We start from the raw sequence: 12,751 nt of genomic DNA on the forward strand, positions 1-12,751 counted from the left end.
TCAAAGCTCCCTTGCCAGTTTGCGTTTTTCGTTCCACGCCGTGGCGCTGATGCTGACCAGAATAATGACGCCGCTGAAAACGGTATGCCAGTATGAGGAGACGCTGAGCAGCGTCAGACCGTTTTGTAAAAAGGCCAGCAAAATTACCCCCAGCAGCGTCCCGGTCAATGTGCCGCGCCCACCGCTCATGCTGGTACCGCCCAGCACAACCGCCGCCAGCACCGTCAGCTCAAAACCGAGCAGGGAGTTCGGCGCCACGGACTGTGTGATCTGCGCCTGCACAACTGCCGCTACGCCCGCGAGGATGCCCATATAGCCGTAGACATAAAAATGCAGTTTCAACAGGTTCAGCCCGAGACGGGAGGCGGCGTCGCGGTTGCCGCCCATCGCGTAAATCTGGCGACCAAGACGGGTATAATTCATCAGGATCGCGGTGAAGACGATCACCGCCGCCAGACACAGTAACGGCAGGGTAATACCATAGTCATAGCCATCGGCCGCAGTGAATGAAAGCCAGTTGATGCCGTTCATGAACCAGTCCGGGAAGCCGTACAGCCAGGTACCTTTGGTGGCGTAAACCAGCAGACCGTAATAGACGTTAAGCGTAGCGATGGTAATGATGATGGCGGGCACGCGTAGCCAGTAGACCAGAAAGCCGTTAATCAGCCCGAGCAATAACCCGACGGCGATGGCGATGGTCAGCGCCAGCAGAAAGTTGCCGCCGTGGGCGATCACCCAGCTTGCCATCGCGTATTGCGCTATCGCCGTCATCGCCGGAAACGAAATATCGATTCCCCCGGAGATCAGCACGACAAACAACCCGCAGGCGAGAATACCGAGAATGGCATAACTGGTGGCGACGTCCGTCAGGTTTCCGAGTGACAGAAACTCGTCGGTGCTGACGCTCAGCCCAACGGCAAGCGCAACCACCAGCAGGCCCAGCCAGAATTCATGGTGCCCGACTAAACGGGAGAGACGAAAGTTATTCATGGATGACCTCGACCACCTCTGCAATGTCCTCTTCACGACAGCGATGCGGATTAAACTCGGCGACCAGCTTCCCGCGACGCATGACCAGTACGCGGTGGCTGTTGTAATACGCTTCCGGGATCTCATCGCAAATCATCAGCACCGCCATTCCCTGTTCCGCAAGATTGCGGGCGATTTGGTAGATCCCCTCTTTGTTAGCGATATCAACCCCCACCGTCGGGGAGTCCAGGATCAGGATACGCGGCTGGGTCGCCACCCACTTGGCAATGGCGATGCGCTGGGCGTTGCCGCCGGAGAGCGTTTTGACCGGCAACTGCGGATCGGCCACCTTGATGTTCAGTTCACGGATCAGATCGGCGACCAGCGTTTTTGCTTTACCGTGGTCGAGCAGGCCGCTGCGGGTATGCAGTTTGTCGAAGACCGTGACAATGGTGTTATCGTAGATTGACTGCTCCATGATCAGCCCCTGGGTCAGGCGATCTTCCGAGACATAGCCGATCCCGTGCCTGATGGCGTCATGGTTGTTGCGCAGTTGAACCGGCTTCCCGTTGATGCGGATTTCACCGCCTTCCGGGCGGGTCATGCCAAACAGACTCAGACAGAGTTCGGTGCGGCCCGCACCGAGCAGGCCGACTATCGATACGATCTCACCGCTGCGCAGCGACAGGTTGATGTCCTGGTATTTTCCTTTGCGGCTGAGGTTGCGCAGCTCCAGCATTGGCTCTTGCTCAACCGGTGGTTTTTCCGGCAGCGGACTGTAGTGGAAGCGTTGACCGGTCATCAGGAATGCCAGTTCATGACTGTCGAGTTCGCTGGCGGGGTACGTCCCCACCAGTTTGCCGTCGCGCATCACGCTGATGCGATCTGCCACTTCCATCACTTCATCAAGACGGTGGCTGACGAACACCACGCATATCCCGTCGGCTTTCAGTTCGTTGACCACGCGCAGCAGGCCGTTGACCTCCTGGCGCGTCAGGGACGCGGTGGGTTCGTCCATAATCACCAGACGCGCATCGGCAGCAATGGCGCGACAAATTGCGACGAGCTGACGGTCGGCAATGGAGAGTTTTTCCACTTTTTTATCAGGATCGATGCTGACGCCAATCCGCTTCATCGCCGCCAGCGCCTGTTGCTTCATCGTGCCGCGCCGCACCCAGAGGTCACCGCCGGGCAGATAGCGGTTGACGGCAATATTCTCCGCCACGCTGAAGTTAGGAAAGAGGGACAAATCCTGATAGATAACCTGAATGCCGTAATGCGAAGAGAGCTGCGGCGACAACTGGTGGAACAGTTTGCCATCCAGCAGGATCTGCGCCCCTTTTTCCGGCTGATAGACCCCGGAAATCACCTTAATAATGGTGCTTTTACCGCAACCGTTCTGTCCTGCCAGACAGTGAACTTCGCCTTTTTTCAGCGTCAGATTCACATTATCCAGCGCCAGCACGCCCGGGAATTGCTTGCTGATATTCTCAAGAGTGATAAATGCGGTGGTGTCTGTCATGGACAATACCCCTGCGAGCGCCCTGACGGGCGCAGAGTGTTAAGCCTGTTGATAGCGCCGACCAGACGGTCGGCGTGAGGTTTCCCTGGTGATGGCTGGAGCCTTAGAAACCGAGTGATTGCGCGTTGTCTTTGGTGACTTCGAGGATCTTGTTAAAACGGATCACTTTCTTCTCCATGTCGACATCGGCTTTCCCTAATCCTTCAATGGTCAGATCTGGCGTGACCTCTTTGCCTTGCAGCAACTGATCTGCCACGGTCACCAGCGCGTAGCCGGCATCTTTCGGATCCCACAGCATCGCTTTTTTGATGTCGCCACGCATCAGATAAGGCGCTGCCTGTGCGGGCATCGCAATTCCCACCACGGCAATTTTATCTTTCGCGCGTTTTTTCTGTACTGCCTGACCTGCACCAATCGGACCCAGCGAACCGAAGCCAATGATGCCCTTCATCTGCGGATAGGTCTTCATCAGATCCAGCGTGGTGGAGTAGGATTTGTCGATGCTCTCAGCCACCGGCAGACGGGTGGTGACTTCAAACATCTCCGGGTATTTTTCTTTCTGATACTTGATGGCGTAATCGGCCCAGGCGTTGTGTAACGGCACGGTCAGCGAGCCGACGTAAATCGCATAACCGCCTTTACCGCCCATATCCTTCGCCAGTTCATCGACGTTGGCCTGCGCGTACTTCTCGCTGTCGATTGTTTCAATATCCCACTGGCCGATTTGCTGATCCGGCGATTCGTGGGTCAGAACAACAATGCCCTTATCGCGCGCTTTTTTCAGCACGGGCTCAAGCACCTTGGCGTCATTAGGTACCACAATGATCGCGTTAACGTTCTTGGCGATGAGATCTTCAATGACCTTCACCTGCTGAGCCGGGTCCGGTGTGGAAGGACCGGTCTGATAAGCATTCACATCCAGTTTCTTCGCTGCTTCATTGACGCCGGTTTCCATGCGGTTAAACCACGGAATACCGGTGACTTTAGCAACCACAGCAATTTCGTATTTTTCTGCCGCAAAGGACGGGCCGGACAACATGCATGCAGAAACCAGGGTTGCACTGAGTAATGCGAGTTTGAATTTCATAGTTGTACCTTTTGTAGGGACCGGGGCATGTCACGGACAGGAGGTTATCAACGAAGGGAAGAGGTAATGAATCGCAAGTTTCGTAAATGTGACAAATGCCCATTATTGTTAATTTATTGGATTTTTTTTAGTTAAAATTTGGTTAATTTTTAAGATTGTAGCGTACTGGCGATTCATTTTATTGTTAATAAATGTCGAAAATGGTTTATTTATTTTAACAATTCATTATCAAAATGACCGAGATGCACAGAAAGTTACCGCCGCGGGCACGCAATCCCCAAAGATGAAATCGCAAATCTGAGAACTGAATCGAGCCCATAAATCAGCGCTCAACATTCCTCATTTCAATGTTATCCTCACGGGCAATCCTGTCACGGCGATCGTGACTCTCGTGGCCATCCTGTTTTTATGGGGAGTCAAAGTTATTCATGATACGCGGCGCTTTGTTGGTGTTACTCGCTTTTTTGACGTTTACGGTGAGCGCACATCCTCACAGTTTCATCCGTCTGAAAACAGAAGTGGTTAGCGATAACGGGGCTATTGTGGCGCTGAAGATGCGTTGGACAATGGATGAGCTGACCTCCGCCGACCTGTTATATGATGCGGGCGATGCGAAACCGGGTTCTGAAATCTGGAAGAAACTGGCGGCGGAAGTGATGGCGAATGTCCTGGGACAGCACTATTTTACCGAAATGTGGCACAACGGGCAGCGCGTGAAATTTAAAAACCTCCCTACGGAATACAGCATGGAGCGTGATGAGCATCAGGCCGTGCTCACCTTTGTACTGCCGCTTGCGAAACCGCAACCCTTGAGCGGGCAACGCTACACCTTCTCAACCTTTGATCCCTCTTACTACGTCGATATGAGCTACGAAGATGATAACGATGCAACGCTGTCGTCGGCGTTGCGTAAACAATGTGAGATCGCCGTGCATACACCGGCGCCGAGTGAAGAATCGCTTAGCTTTGCCCAGTCGCTGGATAAGGAAGATGCGCCGCCAGAGGATATGGAACTGGGTAAACAATTCGCGCAGACGGTGACAGTCACATGTCAGTAATGTCGACTAACCGCATTCACGCACGGCGCTGGATATCGCTGTGGCCGCTGGCGCTTTTTTTACTGATTGCGGCGATCGGTGGCGTCTGGCTGTGGCACGCCTGGCCGCAGGTGATGGTCAAAAGTATTGTCTGGCAGCGGGAGGTGAATCAGCAGATGAGCGTGTTGCTGAAGGCCGTATCCGCCAGTCCCGCTCAGGCGGGCGGGTCGTTGCTACTGTTTAGCTTTTTATATGGTGTGCTGCACGCGCTGGGGCCGGGACATGGAAAAGTGGTGATCACCACCTGGCTGGCGACCCATCCTTCTAAGCTGAGGTCGAGTATTAGCCTGACGCTGGCCTCCTCGTTATTGCAGGGGCTGGTGGCGATCGGGCTGGTCGTGGTGGTGCTGAACGTTCTGCAACTGCCGGCGAGACAGTTACATCTGAGTGGTTTCTGGCTGGAGAAGGGGAGCTATGCGTTAGTGGGAATTCTGGGCGTTCTGCTCTGCTGGCGGGCGCTGAAGAGACTGCACGCACTGCTGCGCAAACCCAGGTTTACCGCCTTCACGCCGCATCATATACACCATGAAAACTGTGGGTGCGGGCATCAGCACCTGCCGAATCCGGATCAGCTTCATCGTGATGACGACTGGCGTGCACGGCTGATGATTATTCTGTCGATGGGGATGCGTCCCTGTTCCGGAGCGATCGTGGTGCTGCTGTTCAGCAAAGTCATCGGCGTTTTTTACTGGGGGATGGCCTCGGCACTGGCGATGGCGGCGGGAACGTCGCTGACAATTACCTCTCTGGCGTTACTGGTGCACAGTTTTCGTACGCTGGCGGTCAGGCTGAGCGGCAGGAACTCGCCAGTATTGTGGCGGCAGATAGGTTGGTCAACGCTGGCGTTAGCCGGAGGTGTGATCCTGGTCGTTGCAGCGGTGGTGATGTGGTTAAGTGCGGTACCAGCAGGAAGGGGATTACGGCCGTTTTAAACGCGCCTTGGGGGAGAATGCCTGATGGCGCTTCGCTTATCCGGCCTACAGATCATTTTCCTCTGTAGGCCGGATAAGGCGTTAGTCGCCATCCGGCAGCAAGCGATTAACGCTTCAGCGCGTCGCTCAGTTCATCACGCATATTCGCCAGCATCGCTTTTACCACACGCGGGTTGCCCGCCACGATGTTGCCGGTCGTCATGTAGTTATGACCACCGGTAAAGTCGCAGACCAGAGCGCCGGCTTCACGGGCGATCAGTTCGCCAGCGGCGAAATCCCACGGACGCAGACCAATTTCGAAATAACCGTCAACGCGCGCAGCGGCCACATAGGCCAGATCCAGCGCAGCAGACCCGGTGCGACGGAAGTCAGCACACTCGGTAAACATTTTGCCGAGGATATTCATGTAAGAGGTGGCGTGCTGTTTGGCTTTGAACGGGAAGCCGGTGGCGATAATAGTGCCATCGAGGTCACGCGCATTGCTGCCGCGCAGACGATAGCCATTCAACTGAGCACCCTGACCGCGGGTCGCGGTAAACAGTTCATTACGCATCGGATCGTAAACCACAGCGACTTCAGTGCGGCCTTTAATGCGTACAGCGATGGAAACCGCGAAGTGCGGCAGACGTTTGACGAAGTTGGTGGTGCCATCCAGTGGATCGATAACCCATTGAACATCCTGATCGGTACCTTCATGTTCACCGCTTTCTTCGGTGATGATGGTGTGCTGTGGGTATGATTTGCGGATCGTTTCGATAATAATCGCTTCGGCGGCTTTATCGACGTTGGTCACGAAATCATTGCTGCCTTTCTGGCTGGTTTCTACTGAGTCAGGTGTTTCGTAGTGTTTGGCAATTACATTACCCGCCTTGCGCGCTGCGCGCACGGCGATGGTCAGCATCGGATGCATCGGTCTCTCTCACTGGATGTTAAAGAACGGGAAAACGGCGCAAAGTATAGCAGTGAGATCGGAATATGTCTTCGATTTATGATAATATGGGCGAATAATCTTTAGCTGAAGAAAGACAATGCTGCAAAATATTCGAATCGTGCTGGTAGAAACGTCACACACCGGCAATATGGGCTCTGTTGCCCGCGCCATGAAAACAATGGGCTTAACCAACCTGTGGCTGGTGAACCCGCTCGTAAAACCTGACTCCCAGGCCATCGCCCTGGCGGCAGGGGCCAGCGATGTGATCGGCAACGCGCAGATTGTCGATACCCTCGATGAAGCGCTGGCCGGATGCAGTCTGGTGGTAGGGACCAGCGCACGTTCGCGTACGCTACCGTGGCCAATGCTTGATCCGCGCGAATGTGGTCTGAAAAGCGTTGCGGAAGCAGCGAATACCCCTGTCGCGCTGGTGTTTGGCCGTGAGCGTGTTGGGCTGACCAATGATGAGCTGCAAAAATGTCATTATCATGTCGCGATTGCGGCGAACCCGGAGTACAGCTCGCTGAACCTGGCGATGGCGGTACAGGTCATCGCTTATGAAGTGCGCATGGCCTGGCTGGCGACCCAGGAAAATCCTGACGCGGTGGTGCATGAAGAAGCGCCATACCCGCTGGTGGACGATCTGGAGCGTTTTTACGGTCACCTTGAACAGACGTTACTGTCGACGGGCTTTATCCGAGAAAACCATCCGGGACAGGTGATGAACAAACTGCGTCGTCTGTTTACGCGCGCGCGTCCGGAGAGCCAGGAACTGAATATTCTGCGTGGGATGCTGGCATCTGTCGAACAGCAGAATAAAAGCAAGTAACTGTGCTAATGCCGGATGGCGCTTCGCTTATCCGGCCTGCGAATCGTGCGGCCTGTAGGCCGGATAAGCGAAGCGCCATCCGGCAAACGAATACCGCACGGAACGTCAAATACCTGACTAAATTAGTCAAGTAAATAGTTGACTGATTTAGTCGGGAATGTCAGACTTGGCCCTGCTATGCAATACCCCCATTTTACAATAAAAAACCCCGGGCAGGGGCGAGTTTGAGGCTAAGTAAGACATGAGACTGACATCTAAAGGGCGTTATGCCGTGACCGCAATGTTGGACGTTGCGCTCAACTCCGAAGCGGGCCCGGTACCGTTGGCTGATATTTCTGAACGTCAGGGAATTTCCCTTTCTTATCTGGAACAGCTGTTCTCCCGTTTGCGTAAAAATGGTCTGGTGTCCAGCGTACGTGGGCCAGGCGGTGGTTATCTGCTGGGCAAAGATGCCGGCAGTATTGCAGTTGGTGAAGTGATTAGCGCTGTTGACGAGTCGGTTGATGCGACCCGCTGTCAGGGCAAAGGCGGTTGTCAGGGCGGCGATAAATGCCTGACCCACGCGCTGTGGCGCGATCTGAGCGACCGTCTGACTGGTTTTCTCAACAACATTACGTTAGGCGAACTGGTGAATAATCAGGAAGTCCTGGATGTGTCTGGTCGCCAGCACAGCCACGACGCTCCACGCACAAATCGTGCACAAGACGCGATTGACGTTAAGTTACGCGCTTAAATAGAAAATTACGCAAATCATTCTGGCTGCATTGAGGCGGCAACTGAATGAATCCTCAGGCGTTTACACCAGTAAGTGACTGAGGTGAGTGAAGGCAGCCAGAAGTATTAAGCGTAAAAGTATTCAGAGTCAGGCCGGAGCGCCTACGCTCCGTCAACACGGTCGTACATCCAGCCGGTTGCCTGACTCCTTGCATTGAAGCGATGTACGGAGTTTATAGAGCAATGAAATTACCGATTTATCTCGACTACTCCGCAACCACGCCGGTGGACCCGCGTGTTGCCGAGAAAATGATGCAGTTCCTGACGCTGGACGGGACCTTTGGTAACCCGGCCTCCCGTTCACACCGTTTCGGCTGGCAGGCTGAAGAGGCGGTAGATATCGCCCGTAATCAGATTGCCGATCTGGTGGGTGCCGATCCGCGCGAAATCGTCTTTACCTCCGGTGCGACTGAATCCGACAACCTGGCGATCAAAGGTGCAGCCAACTTTTATCAGAAAAAAGGCAAGCACATCATCACCAGCAAAACCGAACATAAAGCCGTGCTGGATACCTGTCGTCAACTGGAGCGCGAAGGCTTTGAAGTTACCTACCTGGCGCCGCAGAGTAACGGGATTATCGATCTCAAAGAGCTGGAAGCGGCGATGCGTGATGACACCATCCTGGTTTCCATCATGCACGTGAACAACGAAATCGGCGTGGTACAGGATATCGCGACTATCGGCGAAATGTGCCGTGCGCGCGGCATTATTTACCATGTTGACGCCACTCAGAGCGTGGGCAAACTGCCTATCGATCTGAGCCAGTTGAAAGTTGACCTGATGTCCTTCTCCGGTCACAAAATTTATGGCCCGAAAGGGATCGGCGCGCTGTACGTTCGTCGTAAACCGCGTATTCGCATCGAAGCGCAGATGCATGGCGGTGGTCACGAGCGCGGCATGCGTTCTGGTACGCTGCCTGTCCACCAGATCGTCGGCATGGGCGAAGCCTATCGCATCGCGAAAGAAGAGATGGAAACCGAGATGGCGCGTCTGCGCGGTCTGCGTAACCGTCTGTGGAACGGCGTGAAAGATATGGAAGAAGTTTACCTGAATGGTGACCTTGAGCAGGGCGCGCCAAACATCCTCAACGTGAGCTTTAACTACGTTGAAGGCGAGTCGTTGATCATGGCGCTGAAAGACCTTGCGGTCTCTTCCGGTTCAGCCTGTACCTCTGCGAGCCTCGAGCCTTCCTATGTGCTGCGCGCGCTGGGCATGACTGACGAGCTGGCACATAGCTCTATTCGTTTCTCTTTAGGTCGTTTTACTACCGAAGAAGAGATTGATTACACCATCGAACTGGTTCGTAAATCTATCGGCCGTCTGCGTGACCTTTCTCCGCTGTGGGAAATGCACAAGCAGGGCGTGGATCTGAACAGCATCGAATGGTCACATCATTAATCGGTACCGATAAGGAGAATTCATCATGGCTTACAGCGAAAAAGTAATCGATCATTACGAGAATCCACGTAACGTGGGCTCTTTTGACAACAGCGACGAGAACGTGGGCAGCGGCATGGTGGGGGCACCAGCCTGTGGCGACGTGATGAAGTTGCAGATCAAAGTTAACAATGAAGGTATCATTGAAGACGCGCGTTTCAAGACTTACGGCTGCGGTTCTGCTATCGCTTCCAGCTCCCTGGTCACCGAATGGGTGAAAGGGAAATCACTGGACGAAGCGCAGGCGATTAAAAACACTGACATCGCCGATGAGCTTGAACTGCCGCCTGTGAAGATTCACTGCTCGATACTGGCAGAAGACGCGATCAAAGCCGCCATTGCGGACTACAAAAGCAAACGTGAAGCAAAATAAGAAGAGTTGAGGTTTTATTATGTCGATTACACTTAGCGACAGTGCAGCAGCGCGAGTAAATACCTTCCTGGCGAACCGTGGTAAAGGGTTTGGCCTGCGTCTGGGCGTGAGAACCTCCGGATGCTCAGGTATGGCGTATGTACTGGAATTTGTTGATGAACCGGCGGCAGAAGACACCGTGTTTGAAGACAAAGGCGTTAAGGTCGTGGTTGACGGAAAAAGCCTGCAATTTCTCGACGGTACGCAGTTAGACTTTGTGAAAGAAGGTCTGAACGAAGGGTTTAAATTCACTAACCCGAACGTGAAAGACGAGTGTGGTTGCGGCGAAAGCTTCCACGTGTAACTTGCGTCATCCGAAACCCCGCCGTAGCCCTGCTGCGTGTGGGGTTTGTTCTAACAGGCTACCCCTGAGAATGTTATGGACTACTTCACCCTCTTTGGCTTACCGGCCCGTTATCCGCTCGATATTCAGGCGCTGAGCCTTCGTTTTCAGGATCTGCAACGCCAGTATCACCCTGATAAATTTGCCAGCGGTACCCAGGCGGAACAGCTTGCTGCCGTCCAGCAATCCGCCACCATCAACCAGGCCTGGCAAACGCTGCGCCATCCTCTGATGCGCGCAGAATATCTGCTTTCGCTACACGGTTTTGACCTCAACAATGAGCAGCACACGGTGCGCGATACCGCATTCCTGATGGAACAACTGGAACTGCGTGAAGAGCTCGATGAAATCGAACAGGCGAAAGACGAAGCGCGGCTGGAACCGTTTATCCAGCGCGTGAAAAAGATGTTTGATGACCGCCATCAGCGGATGGTGGAACAACTGGATAGCGAGACGTGGGACGCTGCGGCCGATACCGTGCGTAAACTGCGTTTTCTCGATAAACTGCGAAGCAGTGCAGAACAACTCGAAGAAAAACTGCTCGATTTTTAATATTCGGAAGCAATTATGGCCTTATTACAAATTAGTGAGCCTGGTCTGAGCGCAGCGCCACACCAGCGTCGTCTGGCTGTGGGCATCGATCTCGGAACCACTAACTCTCTGGTCGCCACCGTGCGTAGCGGTCAGGCGGAAACGCTGGCCGATCACGATGGTCGTCATCTGCTGCCGTCCGTCGTTCACTATCAGCAGCAGGGCCACACGGTCGGCTATGATGCGCGCGCTAATGCCGCGCTGGATACCGCCAATACCATCAGTTCGGTGAAACGCATGATGGGGCGTTCTCTGGCGGATATTCAGGCGCGTTACCCGCATCTGCCGTACCATTTTCAGGCAAGTGAAAATGGCTTGCCGATGATTGAAACGGCGGCGGGGTTGCTGAATCCGGTCCGTGTTTCAGCCGATATCCTGAAGGCGCTGGCGGCGCGAGCAACAGAATCGCTGTCTGGTGAACTCGACGGCGTGGTGATTACCGTACCGGCGTATTTTGACGATGCCCAGCGTCAGGGAACCAAAGATGCCGCACGCCTGGCGGGCCTTCATGTGCTGCGCCTGCTCAATGAACCGACCGCTGCGGCGATTGCCTACGGTCTGGATTCCGGCAAAGAGGGCGTTATCGCGGTGTATGACCTTGGCGGCGGAACCTTTGATATTTCTATTCTGCGCCTCAGCCGTGGGGTATTCGAAGTGCTGGCGACGGGCGGGGACTCCGCGCTGGGCGGCGATGACTTCGACCATCTGCTGGCGGACTACATCCGTGAACAGGCGGGAATTACCGATCGCAGCGATAATCGCGTGCAGCGCGAACTGCTGGATGCCGCCATCGCGGCGAAAATCGCGCTTAGCGATGCCGAATCCGTGACGGTTAACGTGGCGGGCTGGCAGGGTGAGATTACCCGCGAACAGTTTAATGAACTTATTTCCGCGCTGGTTAAGCGTACGCTGCTGGCCTGTCGTCGCGCGCTGAAAGATGCCGGCGTTGAGGCACAGGAGGTACTGGAAGTGGTGATGGTCGGCGGCTCCACGCGCGTACCGCTGGTGCGTGAACGCGTGGGCGAATTCTTCGGTCGCCCGCCGCTGACCGCAATCGACCCGGACAAAGTGGTGGCGATTGGCGCGGCAATCCAGGCCGATATCCTGGTCGGCAACAAGCCGGACAGTGAAATGCTGCTACTCGACGTGATCCCGCTGTCGCTGGGACTGGAAACGATGGGCGGCCTGGTGGAGAAAGTGATCCCGCGTAACACCACGATCCCGGTGGCGCGTGCGCAGGACTTTACCACCTTCAAAGACGGTCAGACCGCGATGTCTATCCACGTGATGCAGGGCGAACGTGAACTGGTGCAGGACTGCCGTTCGCTGGCGCGCTTCGCGCTGCGCGGTATTCCGGCGCTTCCGGCAGGCGGCGCGCATATTCGCGTCACCTTCCAGGTGGATGCAGACGGTCTGTTAAGCGTCACTGCGATGGAGAAATCCACCGGCGTTGAGGCTTCTATTCAGGTGAAACCGTCCTACGGTCTGACCGACAGCGAAATTGCCTCAATGATTCAGGATTCGATGAGCTTTGCCGAGCAGGACGTAAAAGCCCGTATGCTGGCAGAGCAGAAAGTCGAAGCGGCGCGGGTGCTGGAGAGTTTAACCGGCGCGCTGACCGCTGATGCCGCGCTGCTCAGCGCCGCAGAACGTCAATTGATCGACGATGCGGCCGCGCACCTGAGCGAGGTGGCACAGGGCGATGATGCTGACGCTATCGAACAAGCCATTAAAAACGTAGACAAACAAACCCAGGAATTCGCCGCTCGCCGCATGGACCAGTCGGTTCGCAGCGCGCTGAAAGGCCATTCCGTGGACGAGGTTTAA

13 protein-coding genes are annotated in these 12,751 nt (G+C 54.9%); 9 read left to right on the forward strand and 4 right to left on the reverse strand.

Annotated features, from left to right (window positions below; genetic code table 11):
* The 3 genes from KE671_RS17910 to KE671_RS17920 all read right to left on the reverse strand — a co-directional run bounded on the left by KE671_RS17910 (position 1) and on the right by KE671_RS17920 (position 3,578).
* Positions 1-990 carry an ABC transporter permease gene (locus KE671_RS17910; protein WP_206164466.1) on the reverse strand — a complete coding sequence of 330 codons (990 nt, stop codon included), beginning with the start codon at positions 988-990 and terminating at the stop codon, positions 1-3.
* Positions 983-2,491, reverse strand: coding sequence for a sugar ABC transporter ATP-binding protein (locus KE671_RS17915; protein WP_206164465.1), 1,509 nt, complete (start codon positions 2,489-2,491; stop codon positions 983-985). Before KE671_RS17915 ends, KE671_RS17910 begins: the two co-directional genes overlap by 8 nt.
* Before the next feature lie 103 nt (positions 2,492-2,594).
* On the reverse strand, positions 2,595-3,578 hold the full coding sequence (locus tag KE671_RS17920) for an autoinducer 2 ABC transporter substrate-binding protein (RefSeq protein WP_042999813.1): 984 nt from the start codon (positions 3,576-3,578) through the stop codon (positions 2,595-2,597).
* Positions 3,579-4,006: 428 nt separating this feature from the next.
* On the opposite strand from KE671_RS17920, the gene KE671_RS17925 reads away from it, so the two are divergent.
* Together KE671_RS17925 and KE671_RS17930 are read left to right on the forward strand one after the other, a co-directional pair.
* A complete protein-coding gene (locus KE671_RS17925) occupies positions 4,007-4,636 on the forward strand; it encodes a DUF1007 family protein (protein WP_206164464.1) in 630 nt (209 codons plus the stop codon).
* On the forward strand, positions 4,627-5,607 hold the full coding sequence (locus KE671_RS17930; RefSeq protein ID WP_206164463.1) for a nickel/cobalt transporter: 981 nt from the start codon (positions 4,627-4,629) through the stop codon (positions 5,605-5,607). Before KE671_RS17925 ends, KE671_RS17930 begins: the two co-directional genes overlap by 10 nt.
* 106 nt (positions 5,608-5,713) lie before the next feature.
* On the opposite strand, the gene suhB is transcribed toward KE671_RS17930, so the two are convergent.
* Positions 5,714-6,517 (reverse strand): inositol-1-monophosphatase, encoded by an 804-nt coding sequence (gene suhB / locus KE671_RS17935; RefSeq protein WP_042999816.1) that lies wholly within the window; start codon positions 6,515-6,517, stop codon positions 5,714-5,716.
* 118 nt (positions 6,518-6,635) lie between these two features.
* Between suhB and trmJ the strand changes: the two genes are divergently transcribed.
* From trmJ to hscA, 7 genes are all read left to right on the forward strand, one after another.
* Positions 6,636-7,367 carry a tRNA (cytosine(32)/uridine(32)-2'-O)-methyltransferase TrmJ gene (gene trmJ, locus KE671_RS17940; protein WP_206164462.1) on the forward strand — a complete coding sequence of 244 codons (732 nt, stop codon included), beginning with the start codon at positions 6,636-6,638 and terminating at the stop codon, positions 7,365-7,367.
* A 241-nt stretch (positions 7,368-7,608) separates the two neighbouring features.
* Positions 7,609-8,100, forward strand: coding sequence for a Fe-S cluster assembly transcriptional regulator IscR (iscR, locus tag KE671_RS17945; protein WP_042317591.1), 492 nt, complete (start codon positions 7,609-7,611; stop codon positions 8,098-8,100).
* Positions 8,101-8,324: 224 nt separating this feature from the next.
* Positions 8,325-9,539: a cysteine desulfurase gene (gene iscS, locus KE671_RS17950; RefSeq protein WP_042999818.1), complete on the forward strand. Its 1,215-nt coding sequence runs from the start codon at positions 8,325-8,327 to the stop codon at positions 9,537-9,539.
* A gap of 25 nt (positions 9,540-9,564) precedes the next feature.
* A complete protein-coding gene (gene iscU, locus KE671_RS17955; RefSeq protein WP_002913991.1) occupies positions 9,565-9,951 on the forward strand; it encodes a Fe-S cluster assembly scaffold IscU in 387 nt (128 codons plus the stop codon).
* A gap of 19 nt (positions 9,952-9,970) precedes the next feature.
* Positions 9,971-10,294 (forward strand): iron-sulfur cluster assembly protein IscA, encoded by a 324-nt coding sequence (gene iscA, locus KE671_RS17960; protein WP_003037681.1) that lies wholly within the window; start codon positions 9,971-9,973, stop codon positions 10,292-10,294.
* 75 nt (positions 10,295-10,369) lie between these two features.
* Positions 10,370-10,885, forward strand: coding sequence for a co-chaperone HscB (gene hscB / locus KE671_RS17965; RefSeq protein WP_206164461.1), 516 nt, complete (start codon positions 10,370-10,372; stop codon positions 10,883-10,885).
* A gap of 15 nt (positions 10,886-10,900) precedes the next feature.
* Complete coding sequence (gene hscA, locus KE671_RS17970) at positions 10,901-12,751, forward strand: Fe-S protein assembly chaperone HscA (RefSeq protein ID WP_206164460.1); 1,851 nt, start codon at positions 10,901-10,903, stop codon at positions 12,749-12,751.

The sequence above is a fragment of the Citrobacter amalonaticus genome (assembly GCF_018252635.1).
GTDB lineage: Bacteria > Pseudomonadota > Gammaproteobacteria > Enterobacterales > Enterobacteriaceae > Citrobacter_A > Citrobacter_A amalonaticus_E.

Coding starts and splice junctions, on each gene's coding strand:
- iscA (WP_003037681.1), top strand. CDS start 9,971: ATGTCGATTACACTTAGCGACAGTGCAGCAGCGCGAGTAAATACCTTC.
- hscB (WP_206164461.1), top strand. CDS start 10,370: ATGGACTACTTCACCCTCTTTGGCTTACCGGCCCGTTATCCGCTCGAT.
- KE671_RS17915 (WP_206164465.1), bottom strand. CDS start 2,491: ATGACAGACACCACCGCATTTATCACTCTTGAGAATATCAGCAAGCAA.
- iscS (WP_042999818.1), top strand. CDS start 8,325: ATGAAATTACCGATTTATCTCGACTACTCCGCAACCACGCCGGTGGAC.
- trmJ (WP_206164462.1), top strand. CDS start 6,636: ATGCTGCAAAATATTCGAATCGTGCTGGTAGAAACGTCACACACCGGC.
- iscR (WP_042317591.1), top strand. CDS start 7,609: ATGAGACTGACATCTAAAGGGCGTTATGCCGTGACCGCAATGTTGGAC.
- hscA (WP_206164460.1), top strand. CDS start 10,901: ATGGCCTTATTACAAATTAGTGAGCCTGGTCTGAGCGCAGCGCCACAC.
- KE671_RS17910 (WP_206164466.1), bottom strand. CDS start 990: ATGAATAACTTTCGTCTCTCCCGTTTAGTCGGGCACCATGAATTCTGG.
- KE671_RS17920 (WP_042999813.1), bottom strand. CDS start 3,578: ATGAAATTCAAACTCGCATTACTCAGTGCAACCCTGGTTTCTGCATGC.
- KE671_RS17930 (WP_206164463.1), top strand. CDS start 4,627: ATGTCAGTAATGTCGACTAACCGCATTCACGCACGGCGCTGGATATCG.
- iscU (WP_002913991.1), top strand. CDS start 9,565: ATGGCTTACAGCGAAAAAGTAATCGATCATTACGAGAATCCACGTAAC.
- KE671_RS17925 (WP_206164464.1), top strand. CDS start 4,007: ATGATACGCGGCGCTTTGTTGGTGTTACTCGCTTTTTTGACGTTTACG.
- suhB (WP_042999816.1), bottom strand. CDS start 6,517: ATGCATCCGATGCTGACCATCGCCGTGCGCGCAGCGCGCAAGGCGGGT.